This window comes from Magnetococcales bacterium (genome assembly GCA_015231925.1).
Taxonomy (GTDB): Bacteria; Pseudomonadota; Magnetococcia; order Magnetococcales; family JADGAQ01; genus JADGAQ01.
The window spans coordinates 1-23170 of the sequence record JADGAQ010000014.1; the positions used below are offsets into that span (position 1 = coordinate 1).

At 61.2% G+C, this 23170-nt stretch carries 22 protein-coding genes; 3 read left to right on the plus strand and 19 right to left on the minus strand.

The features are described 5' to 3' along the window. Positions 1-221 precede the first annotated feature (221 nt). From HQL56_03090 to HQL56_03100, 3 genes are read right to left on the minus strand one after another with little or no spacing between them, the layout of a single operon-like run. A complete protein-coding gene (locus HQL56_03090; protein ID MBF0308503.1) occupies positions 222-599 on the minus strand; it encodes a hypothetical protein in 378 nt (125 codons plus the stop codon). Continuing rightward, complete coding sequence (locus HQL56_03095) at positions 596-3715, minus strand: efflux RND transporter permease subunit (protein ID MBF0308504.1); 3120 nt, start codon at positions 3713-3715, stop codon at positions 596-598. Before HQL56_03095 ends, HQL56_03090 begins: the two co-directional genes overlap by 4 nt. Before the next feature lie 6 nt (positions 3716-3721). Then, positions 3722-5059: an efflux RND transporter periplasmic adaptor subunit gene (locus HQL56_03100; GenBank protein ID MBF0308505.1), complete on the minus strand. Its 1338-nt coding sequence runs from the start codon at positions 5057-5059 to the stop codon at positions 3722-3724. 353 nt (positions 5060-5412) lie between these two features. On the opposite strand from HQL56_03100, the gene HQL56_03105 reads away from it, so the two are divergent. Both HQL56_03105 and HQL56_03110 read left to right on the plus strand, forming a co-directional pair. Next, on the plus strand, positions 5413-6126 hold the full coding sequence (locus HQL56_03105; GenBank protein ID MBF0308506.1) for a response regulator: 714 nt from the start codon (positions 5413-5415) through the stop codon (positions 6124-6126). Further along, entirely contained in the window at positions 6123-7529 is a 1407-nt protein-coding gene (locus HQL56_03110; protein ID MBF0308507.1) for a HAMP domain-containing protein, read from the plus strand. The genes HQL56_03105 and HQL56_03110 overlap by 4 nt, the downstream gene beginning before the upstream one ends. 432 nt (positions 7530-7961) lie before the next feature. On the opposite strand, the gene HQL56_03115 is transcribed toward HQL56_03110, so the two are convergent. The 11 genes from HQL56_03115 to flgK form a co-directional block, all read right to left on the minus strand. Further along, positions 7962-8315 carry a DUF5615 family PIN-like protein gene (locus HQL56_03115; protein ID MBF0308508.1) on the minus strand — a complete coding sequence of 118 codons (354 nt, stop codon included), beginning with the start codon at positions 8313-8315 and terminating at the stop codon, positions 7962-7964. After that, positions 8312-8551 carry a DUF433 domain-containing protein gene (locus tag HQL56_03120; GenBank protein MBF0308509.1) on the minus strand — a complete coding sequence of 80 codons (240 nt, stop codon included), beginning with the start codon at positions 8549-8551 and terminating at the stop codon, positions 8312-8314. Before HQL56_03120 ends, HQL56_03115 begins: the two co-directional genes overlap by 4 nt. A gap of 475 nt (positions 8552-9026) precedes the next feature. Further along, complete coding sequence (locus HQL56_03125) at positions 9027-9368, minus strand: hypothetical protein (GenBank protein MBF0308510.1); 342 nt, start codon at positions 9366-9368, stop codon at positions 9027-9029. Positions 9369-9384: 16 nt separating this feature from the next. Continuing rightward, the gene (gene fliS / locus HQL56_03130) at positions 9385-9831 is read right to left on the minus strand and encodes a flagellar export chaperone FliS (protein ID MBF0308511.1); all 447 of its coding nucleotides are present in this window, start codon (positions 9829-9831) and stop codon (positions 9385-9387) included. A gap of 8 nt (positions 9832-9839) precedes the next feature. Next, the gene (gene fliS, locus HQL56_03135) at positions 9840-10193 is read right to left on the minus strand and encodes a flagellar export chaperone FliS (protein ID MBF0308512.1); all 354 of its coding nucleotides are present in this window, start codon (positions 10191-10193) and stop codon (positions 9840-9842) included. Positions 10194-10303: 110 nt separating this feature from the next. Beyond that, positions 10304-11731: a flagellar filament capping protein FliD gene (fliD, locus tag HQL56_03140; GenBank protein MBF0308513.1), complete on the minus strand. Its 1428-nt coding sequence runs from the start codon at positions 11729-11731 to the stop codon at positions 10304-10306. A gap of 43 nt (positions 11732-11774) precedes the next feature. Then, the gene (locus tag HQL56_03145) at positions 11775-12140 is read right to left on the minus strand and encodes a flagellar protein FlaG (protein ID MBF0308514.1); all 366 of its coding nucleotides are present in this window, start codon (positions 12138-12140) and stop codon (positions 11775-11777) included. 54 nt (positions 12141-12194) lie between these two features. Next, positions 12195-13022, minus strand: coding sequence for a flagellin FliC (locus tag HQL56_03150; GenBank protein MBF0308515.1), 828 nt, complete (start codon positions 13020-13022; stop codon positions 12195-12197). Between the two features lie 145 nt (positions 13023-13167). Beyond that, positions 13168-13680, minus strand: coding sequence for a flagellar assembly protein FliW (locus HQL56_03155; protein MBF0308516.1), 513 nt, complete (start codon positions 13678-13680; stop codon positions 13168-13170). A 31-nt stretch (positions 13681-13711) separates the two neighbouring features. After that, entirely contained in the window at positions 13712-14926 is a 1215-nt protein-coding gene (locus tag HQL56_03160; GenBank protein ID MBF0308517.1) for a hypothetical protein, read from the minus strand. 32 nt (positions 14927-14958) lie between these two features. After that, the gene (gene flgK, locus HQL56_03165; protein MBF0308518.1) at positions 14959-16728 is read right to left on the minus strand and encodes a flagellar hook-associated protein FlgK; all 1770 of its coding nucleotides are present in this window, start codon (positions 16726-16728) and stop codon (positions 14959-14961) included. Between the two features lie 370 nt (positions 16729-17098). Between flgK and HQL56_03170 the strand changes: the two genes are divergently transcribed. Next, on the plus strand, positions 17099-17902 hold the full coding sequence (locus tag HQL56_03170; protein ID MBF0308519.1) for an inositol monophosphatase: 804 nt from the start codon (positions 17099-17101) through the stop codon (positions 17900-17902). A 523-nt stretch (positions 17903-18425) separates the two neighbouring features. Here HQL56_03170 and HQL56_03175 read toward each other — a convergent pair. The 5 genes from HQL56_03175 to HQL56_03195 all read right to left on the minus strand — a co-directional run. Beyond that, a complete protein-coding gene (locus tag HQL56_03175; protein MBF0308520.1) occupies positions 18426-19250 on the minus strand; it encodes a flagellin FliC in 825 nt (274 codons plus the stop codon). Positions 19251-19284: 34 nt separating this feature from the next. Beyond that, complete coding sequence (locus HQL56_03180) at positions 19285-20109, minus strand: flagellin FliC (protein MBF0308521.1); 825 nt, start codon at positions 20107-20109, stop codon at positions 19285-19287. Between the two features lie 799 nt (positions 20110-20908). After that, entirely contained in the window at positions 20909-21736 is an 828-nt protein-coding gene (locus tag HQL56_03185; protein MBF0308522.1) for a hypothetical protein, read from the minus strand. Between the two features lie 155 nt (positions 21737-21891). Continuing rightward, positions 21892-22716 carry a flagellin FliC gene (locus HQL56_03190; GenBank protein ID MBF0308523.1) on the minus strand — a complete coding sequence of 275 codons (825 nt, stop codon included), beginning with the start codon at positions 22714-22716 and terminating at the stop codon, positions 21892-21894. Between the two features lie 302 nt (positions 22717-23018). Next, the coding region (locus tag HQL56_03195) for a hypothetical protein (GenBank protein MBF0308524.1) at positions 23019-23170 on the minus strand (152 nt) is incomplete at its 5' end.

Genomic DNA, 23170 nt, shown 5'->3' on the forward strand with positions numbered 1-23170 from the left:
GACCTTCCAACCCCAAGGGGTCCAGGGGGCACCCCTGGGACTTGTCCTTTCGCTGTTGACCTTCCAACCCCAAGGGGTCCAGGGGGAACCCATGGGACTTGTCCTTGCGCTGTTGACCTTCCAACCCCATGGGGTCCAGGGGGAACCCATGGGACTTGTCCTCCGATATACGGGGGTTCGGGAGGGGGGATAATCCCCCCGAACCCCCGTATATCGAATAATCACTTTTGTCCCGCCGGCAGCCGGGCCGCGATGCGCTTGTCCAACCCGTCCACACCGATAACGGCCGCCGACTGCTCCGCCCCCGCCGGCGCTCCCGTTCCGGAAAGCCGATTGCCTCCGGCAGGCGCAAGACCGATCTCCACCTTGCCCCCCGCCCCCAACAGCGTCACCTTGCCGGTCGCCTTGTCCAGCGCCACGGCCCGGTCGCCGTGGTCCGTCACATAGAGATCCACCCGCTCCCCCCGCGTCACCAGCTCCAGACGGTGCCCCCCCACCTCCACCATACGCCCGCCGTGGGCCGGATGCAGTGCGCCGTCCGCATAAAGCCATCCGCTGGACATCAGACAAACGAGGGTGGCGATAAACGGTATTTTCATGACAACTCCGTGTTCGAAAAAGAGGTTTGTTCCAACCAGCGCCGGGTGGGTTCCCGGCCCACCAACAAGAAGACCACCGGGGTCACCAGGGTGTCCAGCACCGTGGACGAGATCAATCCGCCGAAGATCACCACCGCCACGGGGTGGAGAATCTCCTTGCCCGCCGCCTCGGCATCCAGGATCAGGGGAATCAGCGCCAGGGCGGCCACCAGGGCCGTCATCAACACCGGCGTCAAACGCTCCAGGGAGCCCCGCACCACCAACTCCGGACCGAAGCGCTCCTGTTCCGCCATCGCCAGATGCAGATAGTGGGAAACCTTGAGAATACCGTTGCGGGCAGCAATGCCTGTCAGGGTGATGAAACCCACCAGGCTGGCCACGGACAAGGGAGCCCCGGAGAGCCACAATGCGGCCACGCTGCCCACCAGAGCCATGGGAATGTTGGCCATGATGACCAGAGACAAGACAGTCGAGCGAAAATAGCTGTAGAGTACCACAAAAATACCGGAAATAGAGAGAATAGAGAGAAAAGCGATCAGTCGGGTAGCCTCCTGCTGACTCTGAAACTGCCCTTCATAGACGATGTGATAACCCGCCGGGAGGACAACACCCTCCACGCTGTCCCGGATGTCGTTGACCACCGCCGCCATGTCGCGGCCCTGGGTATTGGCCAGGACCACGATGCGGCGCTGCATGTTGTCGCGATTGATCAGGTTGGGACCGGTGGTCTCCACCACCTCCGCCACCAGTTCCAGGGGAATCTTGCCGGTGGGGGTGTCGATGAGGATCTTGCGGAAGTCCCCGGTTTCGGCACGCCACTCCTCCGCCAGGCGCAGCACCACATCGCGGCTGCGTTGCCCCTCCATGACCTGGGAAACCACCTTGCCGTTGAGCGCGGCCTGCAGGGTTTCAGTCAACTGGTTGAGGGAGAGACCGTACTTGATGGCCTCCCAACGATCCAGGCGAATCTGCAATTGGGGAATCAGCACCTGTTTTTCCACCTGCAGATCCGTGACCCCGGCCACCGCGGCCATGCGCTCGCGCACCTCCTCGGCCTTGGCCCGCAAGAGGCTCAGATCCTCCCCGAAGATCTTGACCGCAATCTCCGCCCGCACCCCGGAAAGCAGGTGATCCAGGCGATGGGAGATGGGCTGCCCGACACTGATCGAAACCCCCGGAATCACCGCCAGATGGCGGCGCAATTCGGCCAGAATGGTCTCCCGATTACGGGAGGAGGCTTTGAGATCCACGTCGATCTCGGAAAAGTGAACCCCCTCGGCATGTTCGTCCAGCTCGGCCCGTCCGGTACGTCGTCCGGTGGAGAGAACCTCCGGGGTTTGCCGCAACAGCCTTTCGGCCAGAGTGCCCACGCGATTCGACTCCTCCAGCGAGGTTCCCGGAGTCATGGCCAGACTCACCGTGACGGTGCCTTCGTTGAACGGCGGCAGGAAGGCGCGTCCCAGCCAGGGAACCGAGAGCAAAGCCCCCGCGACCAGCAACAGGGAGAATCCGATCACCGTGCGTGAATGGCCGAAAGACCAGAAGAGCAGACGGCGATCCATGGCCTTCAAACGGGCCACCAGCCAGGAGTCGCCATGAGCCATGGCCTTGGCCCGTGGCAACAGATAGAGGCAGAGGACCGGCGTCACGGTCAGCGAAACGACCAGGGAGGCCAGGATCGACACGATGTAGGCCACCCCCAGGGGCGAAAAGAGCCGGCCCTCGATGCCGGACAGGGCAAACAGAGGCAGAAAGACCAGCACCACGATGATCGTGGCCTGGACGATGGCATTGCGCACCTCGCCGGAGGCCCGCCAAATGACCTCCGCAACCGGACGTGGCGCGGCGCGGACGGCATTCTCCCGCAAGCGGCGAAAGACGTTCTCCACCCCGACCACGGCGTCGTCCACCAACTCGCCCATGGCCACCGCCAGCCCACCCAACGTCATGGTATTGATGGAAAGACCCGCCCAATGAAAGATCAGGAAGGTCATCACCAGCGACAGGGGAATGGCGGTCAGGCTGATGAAGGTGGTCTGGACGTTCATGAGAAACAGGAAGAGAACCACCGCCACCAGTAACGCCCCATCCCGCAGGGCCTCCACCACGTTGGCGATGGCCCGCTCGATGAAATCGGCCTGTTTGAAGAGGATGGGATCGATGCGAATGTCGGCGGGCAGGGTGCGTTGCATCCCGGACAAGGCCGCCTCGATGCGACGGGTCAAGGCCACGGTATCGGCTCCGGGCTGTTTCTGTACCGCCAGAATCACCGCCGCCTGGCCATCGATGCCGGCATCCCCCCGTTTCACCCCCGGACCGAAGCGTACATCCGCCACCTGCCCCAGGGTGACGACCCGCTCCGGAGAGGCTGCCACCACGGTCTGTTTCAAATCCTCCGGATCGGTGGTCTGCCCCAGGTTGCGGATCAGAAACTCCCGTCCCCGCTGGGAGAAAAAACCCCCGGTGCTGTTTTTGGCGAAACCGGACAAGGCCTTCTCCAGATCCTCGAAGGAGATACCCAGGGCGCTCATGCGCGCCGGATCGACCAGCACCTGGTACTGTTTGACCTCCCCGCCGATGGGAATCACCTGAGCAACCCCCGCGATGCTCATCAACTGGGGACGCAGGGTCCAGTCGGCCAGGGTGCGAACCGTCATGGGCGAGCTGACCCCCGCCTCGCTGCGCAGACCGATGAGCATGATCTCGCCCATGATGGAACTCACCGGTCCCATCACCGGAACCACATCCCGAGGCAGCGATTCGGCGACGGAAGCCAGTTTTTCGGCCACCAGCTGGCGGTTGCGATAGATCTCCGTACCCCAGGCGAACTCCACGAAGACGATGGAGAGCCCCACGCCGGAATTGCTGCGTAGCCGGGTCACTCCCGGCATACCGTTCATGGCCGCCTCGATACCCAGCGTCACCAGGGATTCCACCTCTTCCGGGGCCAGTCCCGGCGCCTCGGTCATGATGGTCACCGTGGGACGATTGAGATCCGGAAAGATGTCCACCGGCAGCCCGATCGCCACCCAGCCGCCGTAGGCCAGCAGGATCAGGGAGATGGCGACGATGAACAGCCTGTGACGCAGGGCAAAACGAATGATGGCTTCGAACATGGCCCTTCACCGCACCGCATGGAGCTGGTTGTGTCCCTGAACCACCACCTTGTCACCGGGCTGGAGGCCCTCCAGGATCTCCACCCACTCCATCCCCCGCCGCCCCGGACGTACCGGTCGCCCTTCGAAGCGTTCCGGCGCCGTCTTGACCCAGACCAGGGGAATACCGCCCTGCTCCAGAACCGCTCCCCGGGGAATCGCCGTCCCGAACGGAAACATTCCGGTTTCGGCATAGACATCGACCGGCATGCCGGCCTTGAGCTGACCGTCGGTGCTTTTCACCGCGAACTGCAGATGCAAACCCTGGTTTTCGGCAGCGATCTTCGGACTGACCCCTACCAGGCGCAGGGGAAACCGCTGGCCGGGAAGCTGACGGGAAGAGGCCGTTCCCCCCGAGATGCGATCCGCCAGGGAGATGTCGTGCAGTACCGCCTCCACCCACATGCGGGCGGGATCGATGATCTCCGCCAGAACGGTTCCTTCCGTGACCACTTCTCCCGGAACGATATGGACATCGGTCAGCCGGCCATCGATGGGAGCCAGAATCAGCTCCCGGCCCACCGCGCCTTCGGGCCGCTCCCCCTTGAAGAGGGCCAAACGCTGCCCGGCCTTCTCCGTGGCGGAGAGGATGGGATCGAGAACGGCCAGGGTTTGTCCCCGCTTCACCCGCTGCCCGGACCAGGGCGGCGGGAAATCCGGGTCATAACCGACGCGGGAGGGAAACGGGGGATGAATGCGGGCGTGGGTTGCCGGATCCGGAATCACCCGCCCCACCAGACGGACGGTTTCCGCCACCTCCCGGCTTGCGGCGGGAACGGTGCGCAAATCCAGCAGAAATTGACTCGCCTTGGGCAGGGCAACCCCCGTTGCCGAACTCTTGCGCCCGTTCGCCGCCACGGAGGGTGTGGCAGATGCCGGAGCCGTCCCGGCAAGCTGGAGCAGCAGCAGATCGGTCACACCCGCCGCCTCCACCGTGAGCGTCAGATCCAGCGGATCACCGCCACGATGCGTCCACGCCAGACGATAGACGCCCGCCGCCCGGGTCGCTTCCCCCTTTCCCGTCCACGGGGGTGTTCCTGCCGCCTCCACCGTGATCTCCGCCCCAGCCACCGGGGCCCCGCTGCCGATATCCGCCAGATAAAGCCGTGAAAAACCCTCCTCACCGTCAGTCAGCACCACCTCGAAACGATCCCCCGTGGCAGCGCTTCCCAAACCGGCGGACAGCATCTCCCCCATCCCGGCGCCCGCCGCACCGTGATCCTCGCCACCATGGGCCAGCCCCGGCTGCACTCTCAGCAACAGGCACATCACCATCCATAGCAGGCTCAACCCCAGGCGCATCACGTGCTTCCCCCTTGCCGATCGACTATCATGGTGGACATCCTAACGGAAACCGGTCACCCGAAAATGGCGAAGTTGTCACAAAAGTATGGCGGAGCGAGGGTTACGATTCCGGATCCTGCACAGCGCGGCGTGACGGTACCGACAGCGAAAGGAATAGTCCCGGGGGTGCCCCCCGGACCCCCTGGGGTTGGAAGGTCAACGGCGAAAGGAAAAGTCCCAGGGGTGCCCCCTGGACCCCTTGGGGTTGGAAGGTCAACGGCGAAAGGAAAAGTCCCAGGGCGCTGCCCTGGACCCGTCGGGGGGGATAATCCCCCCCGAACCCCCATATATCATAGATTCGAGTGAAGCAGCCCATGGAAAGCGCGATTCTGGTGGTGGAAGACAATCGGGAGATCCGGGAACTGGTGGTGCGCTATCTGGGCGAACACGCTTTCCGCGCCGTGGGCGTGGCCGACGGACGGGCCATGCGCACCCTGATGGAGCGGGAGAAGATCGATCTGATCGTGCTGGATGTCATGCTGCCGCAAGAAGATGGCCTCTCCCTGTGCCGCACCTTGCGGGAACACTCCCGCATCCCCATCATCCTGCTGACCGCACTGGGAGAGCACAGCGACCGCATCGTCGGCCTGGAAATGGGCGCGGACGACTATCTGACCAAACCCTTCGATCCCCGAGAACTGGTGGCCCGCATCAAGGCGGTGTTGCGCCGCTGTCAGGGAGAGCCGGAAAAACCCCGCCCCGGCAAGACCACCCGCATCCGCTTCGCCGGATGGACCCTGCATCTGACCCGACGGGAACTGGTCGATGCGGAGGGCCTGGTGGAACCGTTGAGCGCCGGGGAATGCGACCTGTTGCTGGCCTTTCTGCATCAGCCCAACCAGATATTGAGCCGGGAACGACTCCTGGATCTGGCCCACGGCAAAGCCGCAGAGCAGTACGACCGCAGCATCGACACCCAGGTGATGCGCCTGCGCCGCAAAATCGAGGAGGATCCCAAGGATCCAAAACTCATCAAAACCGTCTGGGGCGGCGGCTACCTGTTCAGCGCCGAGGTCACTCCGCTATGAAAAACCCCTTCCCCTTGAGCCTGGCAAGCCGCATCCTGCTCATCCTGCTGGGCGGACTCACCTTTTCCCACCTGTTGAGCATCCTGGTCTTCACCAGCGAAAAGCTGGAACCGTTGGTTCTCACCAACGAGGAACAGGTTCTGGAGCGCATGGCCACGGTCACCCGCCTGCTGTTGCAACTCCCCCCCACCCTGCGGGAACCGGTTCTGGCCACGCTGAACCACAGCGGACTCCATGTTGAAACCCTGCGCCACACCCCGGAAGCGACTCCCCGATCTTCCGGGAACAACCCCGGCCTGCAACGGCTGCTGGCGGAAAAGATCGGCTCGGATCGCATCCTGGTGGAATCGGTCAACCTCGCCGATATCGACTGGAACCATCGCCACGGCAACCTGCACCGCCTCTTTTTCGCCTTGGAGATGACTCTCATCCGCACCATGCACGACATGGTTATGGACCGGGTGCTTTCGGCACAGGTGCGGCTTCCCGACGGAGACCGGCTGATCATGGTCACCCGTCCGGAGGAAAACCATGTGCCGCTGTTCCGCCACGCCACCCTCTCCGTCACCATCATGACCGGGGGGATCCTGCTCTTTTCGCTGCTCATCGCCCGGAATCTGACCGCTCCGCTGCAGCGCATCGCCCAGGCGGCGGATCAGATGGGGCGGGATATCCATACCCCGCCCCTGGAAGAGAAGGGGGCTCGCGAAGTGGTCAGCGTGGCCCGCGCCTTCAACCGTATGAACCGCAACATCCGGGATTTCGTGGCGGAGCGGCTGCGTCTTCTGGCCGCCATCTCCCACGATCTGCGCACCCCCCTGACCAAGCTCAAGCTGATGGCGGAATTCGTGGGCGACGAGACATTGCGCGGGCGCATGGTGGCCACCCTGGACGAGATGGAGGTCATGCTGTCGGCCACCCTCTCCATGGCCCGGGACGCGGCTCGGGCCGAAGCCAAGCAGAAGGTCAATCTGAGCGGGTTGTTGCAGGCCATCTGCGAAGATCTGCAGGATGCCGGACACACGGTTTCCTGGCGGGAGACGGAAAAACGGCCCTGCCACTGCCGTCCGCTGGCCATGAAGCGGGCCCTGACCAATCTGATTCACAATGCGGTGATCTACGGCGGTTCGGCGCGGGTCTGTCTGGAACGGCGTGGGGAGCAACTGCTCATCGACATCCGGGATCCCGGAGCGGGCATCCCGGAAAGCGAGTGGGAAAACGTCTTCAAACCGTTTCTGCGCCTGGAGCCCTCCCGCAGCCCGGACACGGGCGGAGTGGGTCTGGGACTCTCCATCGCCGCCTCGATCCTGAAGGACCACGACGGAACCATCCAGTTCGCCCATCCCCCGGAGGGAGGCTTTCTGACGAGGGTGGTGTTGCCGGACTATCCGGCAAACGGATGAGGGAGTTACCAAACCCCCTCGGTCAAGTATGAATACATCTTCAATCTGTATCTATTCAGACATACGGGGGTCCGGGGGGGATTATCCCCCCCGGCGGGTCCAGGGCAGCGCCCTGGGACTTTTCCTTTTGCTGTTGACGTACTAACCCCATGGGGTCCAGGGGGCACCCCTGGGACTTTTCCTTTTGCTGTTGACGTACTAACCCCATGGGGTCCAGGGGGCACCCCTGGGACTTTTCCTTTTGCTGTTGACGTACCAACCCCATGGGGTCCAGGGGGCACCCCTGGGACTTTTCCTTTCGCCGTTGACACGATCATGCCGCGCTGTGCAAGGGCCTGAATAGTTACAAAAAACATTTAGTAATTTTATTTTCGTTTATCATTCATTGAGATCATCTTAACCCATTACTTCGCCGTTTTGCACTTTACTCAACTATTCTCTCATACGAATTCGCTTCTCTTCCACAATCCAAAGTCTACCATCCGGGGATTCGCTCTCCAGAATGGGCAGCAGGCGGTGCAGAACCTCCATAACGGTAGATTTGTCCTGACAAGCCAACCGAAGCACCATGATGCCACTACCTTTTGATGGGGGATATACCTGCACATTGGCAAAATCCAGATCCAACGTCACCAGAATACGCCGCTCCTCTCGGCAGACACTGAATATTTTGCCGTCCTCCATTCCTCCCATATCCTGATCCAGTACACTGACGGCATCGTGACCCAAGCCTCGAAGAAGGACCGATACCTCAGAGGGGAGGTTCTCATCAATCTTGAACTTCATGCAACAACCCGATGCCCAAACTCGACGATTCTTTCCCTGGCCAATTCCGCTGCGTAACGGGTGGCTGCGCTGATGGACTCCTCCGTAAGGGATGGGTAGCTCTGTAACAAAGCCTCGTGGGACGGATTGACAGCCAGATTATCGAGAATCACGGAAACCGGAATCCGGGTACCGCGAATGCACGCCTGACCATGGCAGATGTTGGAATCCGTCGTGATATAGTCCCGCCAGTTCATGACACCCTCCCTGTATTGGCATTATAAAACTATTATAAACCTATTCAGATATACGGGGGTTCGGGGGGGGATTATCCCCCCCCGAAGGGTCCAGTGCAGCGCCCTGGGACTTTTCCTTTCGACGTTGACACGATCATGCTGCACCGTGCAGGGGTCTGAATAGTTACGACATTATTAAATATTGTTAGTTTAGTCGTATAATAAACGGCGAATCACTTATTCCAGAAAGATTCAAACGAATGGAAGAATAAAGTCAAAATATAGAACATTTTCTTTTTTTGCTACTCAAAAGACAACATATTGAAAGTCAAAAAATTATAAAAAAAGCCTCCTCAGAACGACTCGTCAACCATAAAAGCACCTCTTTCGCACGTCTCACCAGACCCGTGAACTGTACCACAAACCTCCAAAGAGTGCCATAAACGCGAAAAGCGGCCCCGAAGGCCGCTTTTCACGTTTCATCCATCCCGGTCGCTCACGCCTTGCGCTGTACCAGATGCTCTTCCTGGCCCAGGCCACGGCGTTGGGCCTTCATGTAGCCCAGGCGTTTGTTCTCCGAGAAGAGGCGGTTGGCGATGGCCGATTTCTGGGCATCCAGCAGGCTCATCACCCCCGGCAGGGCCAGGGTCAGCTTGCGCAGCCGCAGACGCATGTTCAGCTTCGCCGCCGGATCGAGTCCCGCATAACCGGTCTTTTCCAACAGCCCCACCACCTCACGCCATCTGTCCGCCATCAGCCCGACCTCCTCGGCTTCCAGAAGCTCCGGTTTGCTCATGCGGGCCAACATCTCCTCAAGCTGCCGTATCAACTCTTCCATGGTCAGCCTCCCTCGCTCATCCCATCTGGGCAATGCTCTTCGCGGCGGGCAAGCCCCCGTCGACAGGCGCCGGGGAGAGTGAAACACCTCCCGCCTTGTACTGGGCCACCGCCACCCGCCATCCCTCCAGCAGAATGTTCAACTGCCGCACCACCCGGCGAATCGGCTCCATCTCCTTGGCGATGTTGGCCAGGGTGAGCTGCTCCAGCATGTAGCCGTAAAGCTCGAACAGTTGGATGGCCAACTCGCCACCCTTCTGAAAATCGAGGGTGCTCTGCAACTCCGAGACGATCATCAGACCCCGGCGCAGGAACATCTTGTGTTCGCTCAAGTTCTTGCCTTCGAACTCCTGAATGGAACGCTCCAGAAAGCGGATCGCCCCTTCGTACAGAAGGATCAGCAGATCTTCCCTTGCGGCGGTGTTGGCCCGTGAGGCCTTGTAGCTGCGCAGACCGTATGACATGGCTTAGCTCACGCGACGGCTTGGTATTGAGCCCCGCGCCATCCTTCCAGCAAAGTCTCCAACTGGTCGATGACACGTTCGATATGGAGTTCGTCGTGGGTCAGCTCGAACTGACGCAGGCTGTCGAGCATGTAGGTATAGAGATCGTTCAACTGGGCCGTGATCTGCCCTCCCTGTTTGAAATCCAGGGTACGTTGAAACTCCTCGATGATGCGACGACCCCGACGCAGATTCTCCTTGAAGGAGTCCATCCGCTCCGCCTTGCAATCGTCCGCCGACTGCTTCAGGAAATTGATGGCTCCCTCATAAAGCCGGATCAACAGATCCAGCGGAGACAACTGTTCCATTTCCTCGACTGCCACGGCTGCCTGGACCATTGTCATTACTTTCTTATCGTTCAAGTTACCGTGCCACCGTTTTCCGGGTCACGTCCCGCAGGAAATTACGCAATCTTCGCGCCACAAGGTCCGGCCTATTTGCTCAAGGAGGTCAGGGCGTTCCCGGAGGACTGCAGGCTCGACATCAGCTTTTCCAGATTGGAAAATTTGAGGTTCAACCGGGCACGCACCTTGTCGAGACGGGCATTTTCCTGATCGATGGTCTGATCCAGCAACCGAATGCGGGAGTCGATGGAGTTGGTCTTGCTGGTCACCACGCCACCGGTGATGGTGGTCATCTGACTGAGCAGATCCTCCAGGCGATAGGCCAGTCCCTCCTTGCCCCCGGCGGCCTCGAAAGCCGTTTTGTCGGCGGCGCTGACTTTTTTGGTGAAGACATCGCCGATGGCGTCGAAGTTTTGACTGATGGCCTTGTCAAGATCGTCGCTGCTGATGCTGAGCTTGCCGGTCTTCTGATCGGTGCGAAAGCCCAGGGAGGCCACCGAGGCAAAGGTGGAGAGTACCCCGTAGGCCCCCGTCACCTCGTGGGTCTGGGTGTTCAACTCCCCCCGCAACTGGCCGATGATGGAGCGCACCGCCGAGTCGCTGGAGAGCCGGTCGTTCTTTTCGGTGTTCAGGAAGTCGATCACCGTATTGTAGGAGTCGATGAAGTCGTTCAGCGTCTCTTTCAGGGTGTCGGTATCGTTGGACACCGTGATATTGACGGTCGAGTTGGCTTCCTTGAGATTGAGGGTCACACCGGGGATGACCGAACTCACCGTATTGCTGGAGGAGGTCACGGCGATGCCGTCGACCGTCAGGGCGGCATCGGTGCCGGTGATGCTGTTGGCGAAGTTCTGGTTGACGGCGTTTCCGGAGGCGAATTGCCAGCCGCCTGCGGCGGCCTGGGGCACGGTGATGCGCTGGGCGCCCGAATTGGTGCCGCTCTCCTTGGCCGCCAGCACCAGGCGGTAGTTGGTGCCGTCGAAAAGCACGCTCGCCGTGACACCCTTGGTGGCGTCGGTGGCGTCGAAGGTGTAGGTGTTGATGGTGTTGGCGATATCGGAGAGGGTGGAACCGGCGGACAAGGCGATGTTGTGGGCCACGCCGTTGTAGTTGACCGTGAGGTTCTCCGCCCCGGAAAGGGTGTCGGTGCTGCTGGTGACGCTGCTGGTGGCCACCCAGGTATCGTAGGCAGCCAGGGTCCCCCCGGTCACCACGGTATGGAAACCGGCGCGCGCGTCGCTGGAGGCGGTGGCCGTCACCTTGTTCTCGTCGGAACTCGATGCGGTATGGGGACGAAAGGTCGCCGCCTCCTGAAGGGCCTGGGCCTTGGTGTTCAGCGCCAGCAGCTTGGTCTTCAGATCGGAATAGGCGCTCTTCTGCTTGGAATAGCCGGTCCGTTTCTTCTGCAAGCCGGTGAGTCGCTGCTCCTCCACCTGCATCAGCTGATCGACGATATTGGACGGCAGTCCGCTCGCCAAGCCCCCGAATGAGATCCCACCCATTCCCGATGTCGCCATGTTCCTGCTCCTCTACCGTTCTCTGGCATTCCGTGCCGTTTGCTCACACCACGGTATCGAACAGAATGCCTTCCAGATCCTTGATGCGTTTGGCCACCTCCAGCATCTCCTCGGAGGGAATCTGACGCACTGTCTCTTTCGTATCGGCATCAACGACCTTGACCACAAGCTTTTTCGTCTGCTCATCCACTTGAAAGTTCAAGGAGGTGAAGCCGCGCAAGGAGGCATTCGCCCTGGCCGCCAGTTCGCCGAGGACTTTGGCGTCCGTCTTCTCCTCGCCGGTCCGGGAGACCGGCAGGGCGGGATTGACCTGCCCTGGATTAATCTCCCTGGAACCTGCTTCGTGGTGAGAAATCTCCCCGTGCACCACACCGTAATCCATCGGTCCGATACGTGTGACGTCACTCATGGCTCACCTCCTGAAGACAAAAGGAAAAACCCGGAACGCCTTTTCCGGCGGCTATCAGCGTCCGCCGAGCAACTGCAAGGCCAACTGCGGCTGTTGGTTGGCCTGGGCCAACACGGCCGTACCCGCCTGTTGCAGGATGGCATCACGGGTCAATGTGGCTGTTTCGGCGGCGATATCGGCATCCATGATGCGCGAACGGGCCGCCGACATGTTTTCCACCACGTTGGAGAGGTTGGCCACCACCGACTCGAAGCGGCTCTGCACCGCGCCCAGGCTGGCGCGCATGTCGGCAATGCTGCTCAGGGCCGCATCGATGATGCGCATGGCGGAGTTGGCCCCCGTCACCGTGGAAATGGTCACCTGGGAGAGGGTGGACAACCCGTTGAAACCCGCCCCCTGGATGTTGATCGAGATGATCTGCCCCGAAAAGGCGCCGATCTGGAACTGCTTGTTGGTGTAGGTGCCGTCCAGCAGGGCCTGTTTGTTGAATTCGACCTGGCTGGAGATGCGATCCACCTCTTGCAGCAGGGCCTGCACCTCTTTGTCGAGGCTCAGACGGTCCGAGGTGTTGTAGGTGGAGTTGGCCGACTGCACCGCCAGCTCGCGGCAACGCTGCAGGGCATTGTGGCTCTCCTCCATGGCCCCTTCGGCCACCTGGGCCAGAGAGATGCCGTCGTTGGCGTTGCGGATGGCCTGGTTCAAACCGCGAATCTGCGTGGTCATGCGGTTGGAGATGGCCAACCCCGCCGCGTCGTCCCGGGCCGAGTTGATGCGCAACCCCGAAGCCAGGCGCGCAAAAGTCTTGCCCAACTGCAGCGTCGAACTGTTCAAGTGCCGCTGGGCGTTCAGTGAAGCAACGTTTGTATTGATAAAAAGTGGCATCGTCCCATCCTCTTTCGTCTATTCGGGGATCACCGCCCCGAATCCGCTGTTCCCGGGTTCCCTGGAGCCCTTGCTCCGGAACCGCTATTTCCGATCCCGCAAGGCGCCATGGCACCCCGATTCCCTACTGATGCCCCTGATCATCTTATCGGCCTCCCGCCACGCGAGTTGAGCGTTTTTCCGGGGTGATTCGGGCTCCTCCCGCCGGGCGTTGCTGCGCCACGGTACGGCGCATCTCCTCGGGAATGAGAGGCTGCCGGGGCGAGTAAGCCTTGACCAGAATCTGCTTGCCCAGACGGTTGGCCACATTGACCACCACGGGCCCCGCCAGATTGGTGCGCATCTCTTCGGGACGCCCCTCGGGGATGGTCACCAGGCTGAAAACCTCCACATCCTCGCTACGCTCCAGGGCCAGATCGGCGGCGTCATCGTCCTGAATCACGAACTCCAGGTCGTTGAAGAAGTCGAACGGGTTGATCACGATGAAGGCGATCTCCGGTTCGTCCACCGACTGCAACCAGAAGAAGGAGGAGTCGTCGCTGTACGGAAAGAGCAGAAATCGCCGGCTCAGCGGAAAGCCCAGCAAACCTTCGTTGAGTTGAATGACTTCGCCCGCTTCGAATTCCAACGTGCCAAAGCGCGTCCCTTGAATCTCCATTTCCAGTCTCCGCCCCGGTAGTTTTTCCTGCTTATTTAATAAAATCGAGCAACGAGGTATTGAGCACCTCGCGTTGTGTGACAGACATGAACTGCATGGCCTGGGTGGCCTGTTCCAGGCGGCTCATCACCTCGAAGGAGTCGATACCCACGTTGGCGGTTGCGGCCTCCTGCAAGGACTCCTGCTCCTGGGCGAAGGTGGCCCCCATGGCTTCCAACTGCGCCCCCCGGGTGCCGGTGACGCCCTGCATATTGGAAACCTGGCCCAGGGCGCTTTGCAACTTGGGCAACCAGGCCCGCACCTCGTCCGGGTCCATGCGTTGCAGCGCGCCGCGCAAGCCCGCGAAAACCTCGAAGACGTTGGCGCCGTTGCTGAGATCGGTACTCCCTTCCATCAACTGGGCCCCGGTGACGTTGCCGGGCACCTTTTGACCGGTGGCGATCTTCACCTCCCGATCGGAACTGCCCCCCTGGTATTCCGGCACCACCTGGAAGTGGAAGGCCTGTTTGTCGGTCATGACGGCGCCGGCGGCGACCGAAAAAGAGATCCCGTTGCCCAGATTCAGGGTTTGCGCCCCGCCGGTGGCGGCCACGGAGGTCAGCGAGGCGCCATTGACGCTGAGGCGGAACTCGGGCGCGGCCAGCGCGGCGCCGGTGTCGTCCGTGGTGCGATAGGTCACCATCACGCTGCTGGGCACCGCCGCATCGGAACCGGTCACACCGGCGGAGAAGTCGGCGCCCGCATCGGCGAAACCTCCCGTCGGCCCGGTGCGCTGCACGATACCGGTGGTGCGCAGATTGGTCAGATCGAAGGGATTGCCGGTGCGCCCGCCACCGAACAGAGGCACACCGTCCATCTCCGTGTTCATGCCGGCCAGGGTATCCTGAAACCAGGCCATGGCCTTTTCCGCCTGAGCCCGCAGTACATCCGGCTGCCCGCCCTGATAGCTGTTGCCCAATTGCATCACCAGATCATGAGCCTCCTGCAGGCGATCGTGCAGATTGGTGATCTGGTCCTCCGCCATGCCCATGCGTTCCTGAGCCCGCCGCGTGGTCTCCGTCAGACTCTTCACCTCCGCCAGATTGGAGGTGAACACCCCCTGACGGAAGGTGGCGGTCGGATCGTCGGAAGGCTTGTTGACCCGGTTGCCGGACAGAGTCTTCTCCTGCGTCTTCAGCACCTCCTGGTACTTGCGCTGCAGGGCATCCGCTCCGTTGCGGAACATCAACGATTGCGTCACACGCATCTCTCTTCTCCTTGCCTTCCCGGTGCGACCGGTTACACCATCTGAATCAGGGTCTCGAACAGGTTGTCCGCCGTCGAAACCATCTTGCTGGAGGCCTGAAAGGCCCTCTGGAACTTGATCATATCCGTCATCTCCTCTTCAAGGGAGACACCGGAGACCGAATCCCGCAAGTCCCGCATGAAGCCCTGGGACGACTGAATGCTGGTCATCTCCGCCTGATTGCGCGACTGTTCCGAACCCAGGTTACCCGCTATGGTACCATAGTGGGAGATCAATGTGGCACTCTCCCCGAACAGGGTGAACTTTTCGGTGCGCAGATCCCCCAGCAGCATGGCCCCTTCGTTATTGGCATCGTTGTGTACCGGCGTCGCTCCGGTGGTGATGAAGCGCCCCGTCCCCAACAAGGCCGGTTTGGCCTGCATGGCCGCATCGACGCCCATGCTGGCCGCGCCGCTTCCGGTGAAGAAGGCTCCCACACCCAAGGCGGCCAACACGCCGCTCGCGTCGGAAACCACCCCGAAGGAGTTGCCGCCCGTCCCCGTCAGCACCAGGCGATTGCCGGAGACGCTGGCGGTCACGCCCGCTCCGGCGTTGGCATTGATGGCCGTCACCACATCGTTGATCGACATGCCGGTGGTGATGGGCACGTTGGCCTGGGTCAAGGTCCCGTTGGGGTCCGCGCCGTAGGCAAAGCTGAGGGTGCCGTTGACCACCCGCGAGAGATCGACCGGAGAACCCACATAGGTCGATTGGGTCGTATCCGTCACCAGACCGCTCATGGCGGTGGTCAGGTTCTGGCCCAGGTCGATGGCCCCCGTGCGGCTCTGCAACAGGCCACCCGGAACCGACTGGCTGTGAACCCGGTTGAAGCGCCAGCGCATCTCGTCGGCGAGGGTTTCCAGCTTGCTCAGAAAGCCGCTGTCCCCGTTGATGACCTGGTCCCGCACCTCGATGAGACCTTTCAGAGTGCCGCTTTTGATCTCGCTGGTCAGATCCCCGGTACGCTCATCCACCCGGATGGTCTGGGGCGTATTCTGGGTCGCGCTGCCCGGACCGCGGGAGAGGGTGGCCGCATAGGTGTGATCCATCAACATGATCCCGTTGGCCGTCAAAATCGAGACACCTCCGTCGCCCTGATCGATGGTCTGGATGTCAACAATCTTGCCCAACTCCATGACCATCTGGCGCCGCTGATCCTTGAGATCCAGCGCTTTGGCCGGCGTGGCATCCTGGCGCACGATGGCCAGATTGACATCCCGAATACTCTTCAGCCGCGAGTTGATATCGTCCAGAGTGACGGTGATCTCCTTGTCCACCGGCAGCGTCAACTCGCTCAAGCCGTTGTACATGCGCTTGATGAAACCGGAGGTGGCGCCGGCGTTTTCCATCACCTGATCCCGCACCACCGCGTCGGTGGGATTGTCCGTCAAGAGATCGATGGAGGTGAAGAGCTTTTCCAGTCGGGTGGAGAGACCATCCCCGTCCAGTTCGTTGAAAACGTTCTCGATCATGTTCATGAAGCGGTCCCGTCCCTCCAGACGACCCAGCTCCGCCTCGCCCCCCTGCAGGCGACGATCCATCAGGTTGTCCAACTGCTGTTTCACCTGCTCGATATGGACGCCGTCTCCGGCCGACTTGCCATCACCGCCCCGCTGCAATCCGGGATTGGCCACCATGACCGCCGTCTGGCGGGAGTATCCGGGGGTGCTGACGTTGGAAACGTTGTGCGAGACGACGCGCAACGCTCCCTGGTTGGCGAACAACCCCAGCTTGGCCGTATTCAGGATATTGTTGATGGACATGTCTGCTCTTTCCCTGGTCGCCGATCCGTCCCGATATGGGCATTTTCTGCGATAAATTTACTAGCAATCAGTATGCCAATAACAAAATCATTCTCCCCGCATCGACCAACCAGGTCCGCTCCATTCAACATAATCGGCATAAAACGCGACTTTCTTTATGGGTTGTTCGTCCACGGTCGACGGATGCAGGAGCCGGACCGGAGGCGTTGCGAGCGGCGATTTTTTCCATCACTCGGCAAATGTTGCCTGTCGGGAGACCTGCCCTGCCACCTCGACTCCGCGACCCCACACATGCTAGGGTGTCAATCCGTTCGGATCCGTTGGCACTCTTCTCCCGAGGTCCGGACTGCCAGACAAGGAGGTCGTACCGATGTCCACCAATCCCCTGATCAACATTGCCACCAAGGCGGCCCGCCAGGGGGGTCGTTTGGCCATGCAGTTCTTCCACAATGTTCACCAGTTGGAAGTGCGCACCAAACTGGGTTCCGATCTGGTCACCAATGCGGATATCGCCGTGGAGCGGGAGATTCTCTCCTGTTTGCGCCGGGCTTATCCCGAGTATGGGGTGTTGGCGGAGGAGAGTGGCGGTGCGCGCATCGGCACGCAGGGTCGGATATGGGTGGTGGATCCCATCGACGGCACCAACAACTTCGCCCACGGCATTCCCCATTTCGCCATTTCCATCGCCCTGCTTCAGGATGGCGAACCGGTGATCGGGGTGGTACACAATCCGGTGTTGGACGAAATCTTCTGTGCCGAGCGGGGTGGCGGGGCGTTTCTGGACAATCGCCGCATGCGGGTCAGTTCGCTGGAGAGCATGTCGCAGGCTTTGTTGGCCACCGGTTTCCCCTTTCGCAACAAGGAGCGGCTGGATGGGTATCTGACCTCGTTCCGGGCTCTGTTCCATTCCTGTCAGAGCGTGCGTCGCGCCGGATCGGCGGCGCTGGACATGGCTTATGTGGCTTCCGGGCGGCTGGATGGCTTTTGGGAGCCCAATCTGTCGCCTTGGGACATTGCCGCAGGTATTTTGCTGGTTCAGGAATCGGGTGGTTTCGTCACCGATTTCCATGGTGGGAACTCCTGTTTGCGTTCCGGAAATGTGTTGTGCGGCTCCCCGATGGTGCATCGTCGCATGCTGGAGCTGCTGGCCGAGACGCCGCTGGCCACCTGGTAGTCATAACGGGGGTCCGGGGGGGATTATCCCCCCCGGCGGGGTTCGGGGCAGCGCCCCGAGGTGTTGACGTGGCCGTTGGCGGGTCGAAGCCAAACGGAGAAATACCCAACCCCGCACCACTTCCACACCCTGTTACCCCTTCGACCCGCCGGAGGGGGCCAGGGGAGGGACTCATCCTCCCCATCCTTGAACGCGCCACAAAAACACAGCCGGGGCTGTTCAGGAATAAAGAGAGCCTTCAGCTTCCTGAAAAACCCGAACGATGGCGGAATTGGTACGTTCAAGGATGGGGAGGGTGAGTCCCTCCCCTGACCCCCTCCGGCGGGTCGAAGCAGGAACAGGGTTTGGAAAAGGTGCCACGTTGGTCAATTCTCCTGCTGGCTTCGACCCGCCAAAGGCCACGTCAACACCCTGGGGCTTCGCCCCAGACCCCACCGGGGGGGATAATCCCCCCCGGACCCCCGTACTTTTCAAGGCGAGTCCGTGGAGCCCTCCACAGGCTCCACGGTCCCTCCCCCCGCCGCTACTTCAGCAGATCCATCAACAGCGCCGGCTGCTGATTGGCCTGCGCCAACACCGCCACCCCCGCCTGCTGCAATATGGCATTCCGCGTCATGACCGACGTCTCCTTGGCCATATCCGCATCCACAATGCGGGAATGCGCCTGGGTCATGTTGTCGGAAGTGTTGGTCAAATTGGCCACCACCGACTCCAGCCGCGTCTGCATGGCCCCCAGATAGGCCCGTATGCTCGATACGCTGTCAATGGCCGCATCGATCACCGTGATGGCCGAGTTGGCCGGCGCCGCGCTGGTCCCCCCCACACTCACCAGCGGAATGCCAATCCCCGACTTGGTGGCGGAAGCAATGGTCACCGACAGGTAATCCCCCGAAGCCGCCCCCACCTGCAACCGCATGTTCAACACACTCCCCATGAGGGGAAACTGATTGTTGAACTCCGTCTTGCTGGCAATACGATCGATCTCGTCGATCAGGGCGCTCACCTCCAGTTGGATGTTGGCGCGGTCCGAAGTGGTATAAGAACCGTTCGAAGCCTGCACCGCCAGTTCACGCATTCTCTGCAACGCATTGGTCGTCTCCTCCAGCGCCCCGTCGGCCACCTGAGTCAGGGAAATGCCGTCGTTGGCATTGCGCAAGGCCTGATTCAGCCCGCGAATGCGAGAAGACAATCGTGTCGCGATGGACAACCCGCCCGCATCATCCTGGGCGGATTGCACCCGCAAGCCGGTGGAGAGCCGTTTGAAGCTCTGACCCAGCATGCGGGTGGAATCGGACAGATTCCGTTGCGCCAAGAGAGCCGCGATATTGGTGTTGATGACAAACGCCATTATCGTTCCTCCTCCGGGCAAAGGTTCATGGGACTCATCCCAACAACTTCAAGATGGATTGGGGCTGCTGATTGGCCTGGGCCAATACCGCCACCCCCGCCTGCTGCAAAATCGAACGCCGCACCAGATCCGCCGTCTCCGTGGCCATGTCCGCATCCAGAATGCGCGATCTGGCTGCGGTCAACTGGGTACCCACCGTCTCCAGATTGGCGATGGCCGATTCGAAACGGGTCTGCATCACCCCCAGATTGGCGCGAATGTCGGAGACGCTGGTCAGCGCCCCATCCATCAGGGTGATGGTGGAGGCCGCCTTGGACCAGGTGGCCCCACTGACCACCGCCAGCTCCACCCCCAGGGCGCTCTTGCCCGCCGAAGCAATGGTGACGGAGATGTACTGACCCGAATAGGCCCCCACCTGAATGCGCTTGCCATTCATCGACCCCGCCAGGAGGTACTGGTTGTTGAACTGGGTATCGGTTTTGATGCGCTCGATCTCGTCCAACAGGGCGTTCAGCTCCACCTGCAGGCTGTTGCGATCCTCGCTGGTATAGGTGCTGTTGGCCGCCTCCACCGCCAGCTCCCGGATGCGTTGCAAAGCGTTGCCGGTCTCCTCCAGGGCGCTTTCGGCCACCTGCATCATGGAAACCGCATCGTTGGCGTTGCGCACCGCCTGGTTGATGCCGCGAATCTGGGCCGTCACGCGATTGGAAATGGCCAGTCCCGCCGCATCGTCGGCAGCACTGTTGACCCGCAAACCCGAGGAAAGACGCCGATAGGTCTCTCCCAATGCTGTCGTATTGCGGTTCAGATTGCGCTGGGCGATGATCGAAGAAATATTGGAATTGATGCTGAGTGCCATGGTCTGGGACTCCCGCCTGTGTAAAACGTCGTGGATCGTGTCGCACCGTTCGCCTTCCCTGGTCAAAGTGAGTTGATCTTTGGCGTGAGGGCCAACCCATCCCTCCCGAATGTCGTACACCTGGAACCGGGCAATCCTCCGCCATCGGGTCCAAGAACCATCCCTGGCCACATTGAGTTGTTCATTATGCAGAGCCAACCCGACTCTGGTGACTTGAAGACGTTTCCCGACAGGAGGCAGGCATCGGCGTGGGGAATGGGTCAGGCGTCGTGTCGCGCCCTGACCCTCCCTGGCACACGTCGAAGCACAGCCCGCCCGAGCTTTTCGGAACGCTTCGCGCCCGCTAAAGACGCGAAATCGCCCGGAAACCCCGAGGCCTCCTGCGCGGAAAAAATCCTTGTCATTGTATGTACAGGGGTATGACCGAGACCTCGGGGCACGGCAAAGCCTTCGCCCCAGCCATCGGCCGGCGTGACATCCATGTCACCGGGAGACGCACTCCCGGCGGGATGAGCAGGAAAGATGCGCGCATGCGCGCCGACAGCGGGAATTGGATGCGACCGCCACACTCCGCCGAGCCTGGTTTCATCGCGTCCCGTGTCGTGACACCGCCGTCCAACCCCAGACCCCTTCCCGAAAAGCTGCCGACTTCCCGGAAAAACGGGTTGGAAGAGTGGCGGTACGTTTGCTCAACAAATCCCTATGCGCACCATGTTCCTGTAGATTAAGCGCCCATAAGAGCTCTCCTTTCGCGAACAACGGTAAATGGAGCTGGCGGGACACCCGCCAGCTCCGATGATCATTCGAGCAGCTTGAAGATCAGTCCGGGACTCGGAGGGCTGTGAGCCAGCAGGGCCTTGCCCCGCCGTTGCAGGATGAGATCCCTCACCCGTTTGGCATCATGCTCTCCCAGATCCTGGATATTCTCCGGGGACACCTCGCCGGACAAAGCCTCCGGCACCCGTTGCAACTGGGTCACCGAGGATTCGAAACGGCTTTGAAACAGATCCATTGCGGAACGGACGTCGGCCACGCTGTGCAGTGCGGCATCAACCGCCTGCAAGGCCTGCGGTCCCTCACTGATGCGCCCTCCGGGATTGTTGGGTCGCACCAGCTCCAGAACCTGTGCCGCCGCCTTGGCCAGGCGAATGGCAACCGAGCCATCCTCCTGCTCTCCGGTCTGAGCCATACGTCTGCCCATGACCGACTCGTCCAGCAATGAAAACCCTTCGTACTGTGTATCGTTGGCGATGCGATCGATCTCGGTCATCAACTGGCTCACCTCCAATTGCAAATGGTGGTGTTCCGGACCATCGACCGTCTCATCCCCCGATGCCGCCAGATCCCGCAGACGCTGCAAAGCTCCCAGCGTCTCTCCCAGGGCGTCGGCCGCCAACTGGGAAACGGAAATGCCGTCATTGGCATCCTGCAAGGCCTGGTTCAGGTTGCGGATTCGCACACCCAGACCCGATGGAAGCGCCACTTCGTCTTCAAACCCGTAACGCTCCGTCAGACCCCGGATATCCGCCGCCAACCGCCGAAAGGTGCCCCCCAGCGCGTGGCTGTATCGCTGCGTGTCTCGCTGGGCCGCCAAGGAAACCACCTTGGCGTTTATGGATAAAGACATCGCCTTTCTCCTCGCGACGCGAAGTCCTCACTCCCTTCCACCCATCCCTGGGTTGGCTGTGGGTTGCTCATTGACAACGGGTCAACCCCACCCCGCCACCAGGGCATTGCCGGGGGAGGTCAAGCCCCCGGCAACGACCGCTGGGATACAGCTCATCACTTCAGCAGCGACAAGGCGATGGCCGGCTGCTGGTTGGCCTGGGCCAGAATCGCCGTTCCCGCCTGCTGCAGAATGCTGAGGCGGGTCAGACTGGCCGTCTCATCGGCAATATCGGCATCCACGATGCGGGAGCGGGCACCCGTGAGGTTTTCCGCCTGGTTCTGCATGTTGGCGATGGCCGATTCGAAGCGGTTCTGCATGGCGCCCAGATTGGAGCGGATGTCCGACACGCTGTTGATGGCCGCATCCACCAGCGTGATGGAGGACATCGCCTTGGAGAAGGTCGCGCCGCTGACCACCAGCAGATCGACTCCCAGACCGGACCGGCCCGCCGACGCCACCGTGACGGAGACGTACTGTCCGGAAAATGCCCCGACCTGAATGTGTTTGCCCAACAGGGTACCATCCAACAGATTCATCTTGTTGAAGGTGGTATCCGATTTGATGCGTTCCACCTCGCTCAACAACTGGTTCACTTCCAGTTGCAGGCTGTCCCGGTCACCCGTGGTATAGGTTTCGTTGGCGGCCTGCACCGCCAGCTCGCGGATGCGTTGCAAGGCGTTGGTGGTCTCGTCCAGCGCGCCCTCGGCCACCTGAAGCATGGAAATAGCGTCGTTGACATCGCGCACCGACATGTTCAGACCACGCACCTGGGCGGTCAGACGATTGGAAATGGCCAGTCCGGCCGCGTCGTCCGAGGAGGAGTTGACCCGCAACCCCGTGGACAGACGTTGAAACGTTTTGCCAAGCGCATTGGTGCTTTTGCCAAGATTGCGCTGGGCCATCAGGGACGACATGTTGGTATTGATCGAAAAGCTCATTGCAAATCCTCCTGTCCGACCTTTTCACCCTGAAAAGGCCATGTTTCCATCCCTGGCTGGAGGTGGGTTGTTCGTTTTACAGGGCCAACCCTAGCCCTGAAGCAAACCGCTTTCGCGGTGACACCTGCGCTACCCGGGGCACGTTCCGGCCCGCGTCGTCTCCTCCGTCCGTTGGAAAAGCGCATCAACTGGTTGATTTAACGCTGATAAATTCATTGCCCGCCGCCCTTGCGGACAGAACGGATCCGTGATCAACCCCTCCATGGGTCGCATGGCGGCCCGGATGTCCGAACGGGCCGCTTTCACATCTCCTCCGGGCGCAACTCTCCCGTGGCCAACCCCTCCATGGGTCGCATGACGGCCCTGGCGTCCAGGCGGGCCGCTTTCACATCTCCTCCGGGCGCAACTCTCCCGTGGCCAACCCCTCCATGGGTCGCATGACGGCCCTGGCGTC

Bases quoted from the DNA above. Each gene is read 5' to 3' on its own strand.
- HQL56_03090 (MBF0308503.1), bottom strand. From the start codon at position 599: ATGAAAATACCGTTTATCGCCACCCTCGTTTGTCTGATGTCCAGCGGA.
- HQL56_03095 (MBF0308504.1), bottom strand. From the start codon at position 3,715: ATGTTCGAAGCCATCATTCGTTTTGCCCTGCGTCACAGGCTGTTCATC.
- HQL56_03105 (MBF0308506.1), top strand. From the start codon at position 5,413: ATGGAAAGCGCGATTCTGGTGGTGGAAGACAATCGGGAGATCCGGGAA.
- HQL56_03110 (MBF0308507.1), top strand. From the start codon at position 6,123: ATGAAAAACCCCTTCCCCTTGAGCCTGGCAAGCCGCATCCTGCTCATC.
- HQL56_03115 (MBF0308508.1), bottom strand. From the start codon at position 8,315: ATGAAGTTCAAGATTGATGAGAACCTCCCCTCTGAGGTATCGGTCCTT.
- HQL56_03120 (MBF0308509.1), bottom strand. From the start codon at position 8,551: ATGAACTGGCGGGACTATATCACGACGGATTCCAACATCTGCCATGGT.
- HQL56_03125 (MBF0308510.1), bottom strand. From the start codon at position 9,368: ATGGAAGAGTTGATACGGCAGCTTGAGGAGATGTTGGCCCGCATGAGC.
- fliS (MBF0308511.1), bottom strand. From the start codon at position 9,831: ATGTCATACGGTCTGCGCAGCTACAAGGCCTCACGGGCCAACACCGCC.
- fliD (MBF0308513.1), bottom strand. From the start codon at position 11,731: ATGGCGACATCGGGAATGGGTGGGATCTCATTCGGGGGCTTGGCGAGC.
- HQL56_03145 (MBF0308514.1), bottom strand. From the start codon at position 12,140: ATGAGTGACGTCACACGTATCGGACCGATGGATTACGGTGTGGTGCAC.
- HQL56_03150 (MBF0308515.1), bottom strand. From the start codon at position 13,022: ATGCCACTTTTTATCAATACAAACGTTGCTTCACTGAACGCCCAGCGG.
- HQL56_03155 (MBF0308516.1), bottom strand. From the start codon at position 13,680: ATGGAGATTCAAGGGACGCGCTTTGGCACGTTGGAATTCGAAGCGGGC.
- HQL56_03160 (MBF0308517.1), bottom strand. From the start codon at position 14,926: ATGCGTGTGACGCAATCGTTGATGTTCCGCAACGGAGCGGATGCCCTG.
- flgK (MBF0308518.1), bottom strand. From the start codon at position 16,728: ATGTCCATCAACAATATCCTGAATACGGCCAAGCTGGGGTTGTTCGCC.
- HQL56_03170 (MBF0308519.1), top strand. From the start codon at position 17,099: ATGTCCACCAATCCCCTGATCAACATTGCCACCAAGGCGGCCCGCCAG.
- HQL56_03175 (MBF0308520.1), bottom strand. From the start codon at position 19,250: ATGGCGTTTGTCATCAACACCAATATCGCGGCTCTCTTGGCGCAACGG.
- HQL56_03180 (MBF0308521.1), bottom strand. From the start codon at position 20,109: ATGGCACTCAGCATCAATTCCAATATTTCTTCGATCATCGCCCAGCGC.
- HQL56_03185 (MBF0308522.1), bottom strand. From the start codon at position 21,736: ATGTCTTTATCCATAAACGCCAAGGTGGTTTCCTTGGCGGCCCAGCGA.
- HQL56_03190 (MBF0308523.1), bottom strand. From the start codon at position 22,716: ATGAGCTTTTCGATCAATACCAACATGTCGTCCCTGATGGCCCAGCGC.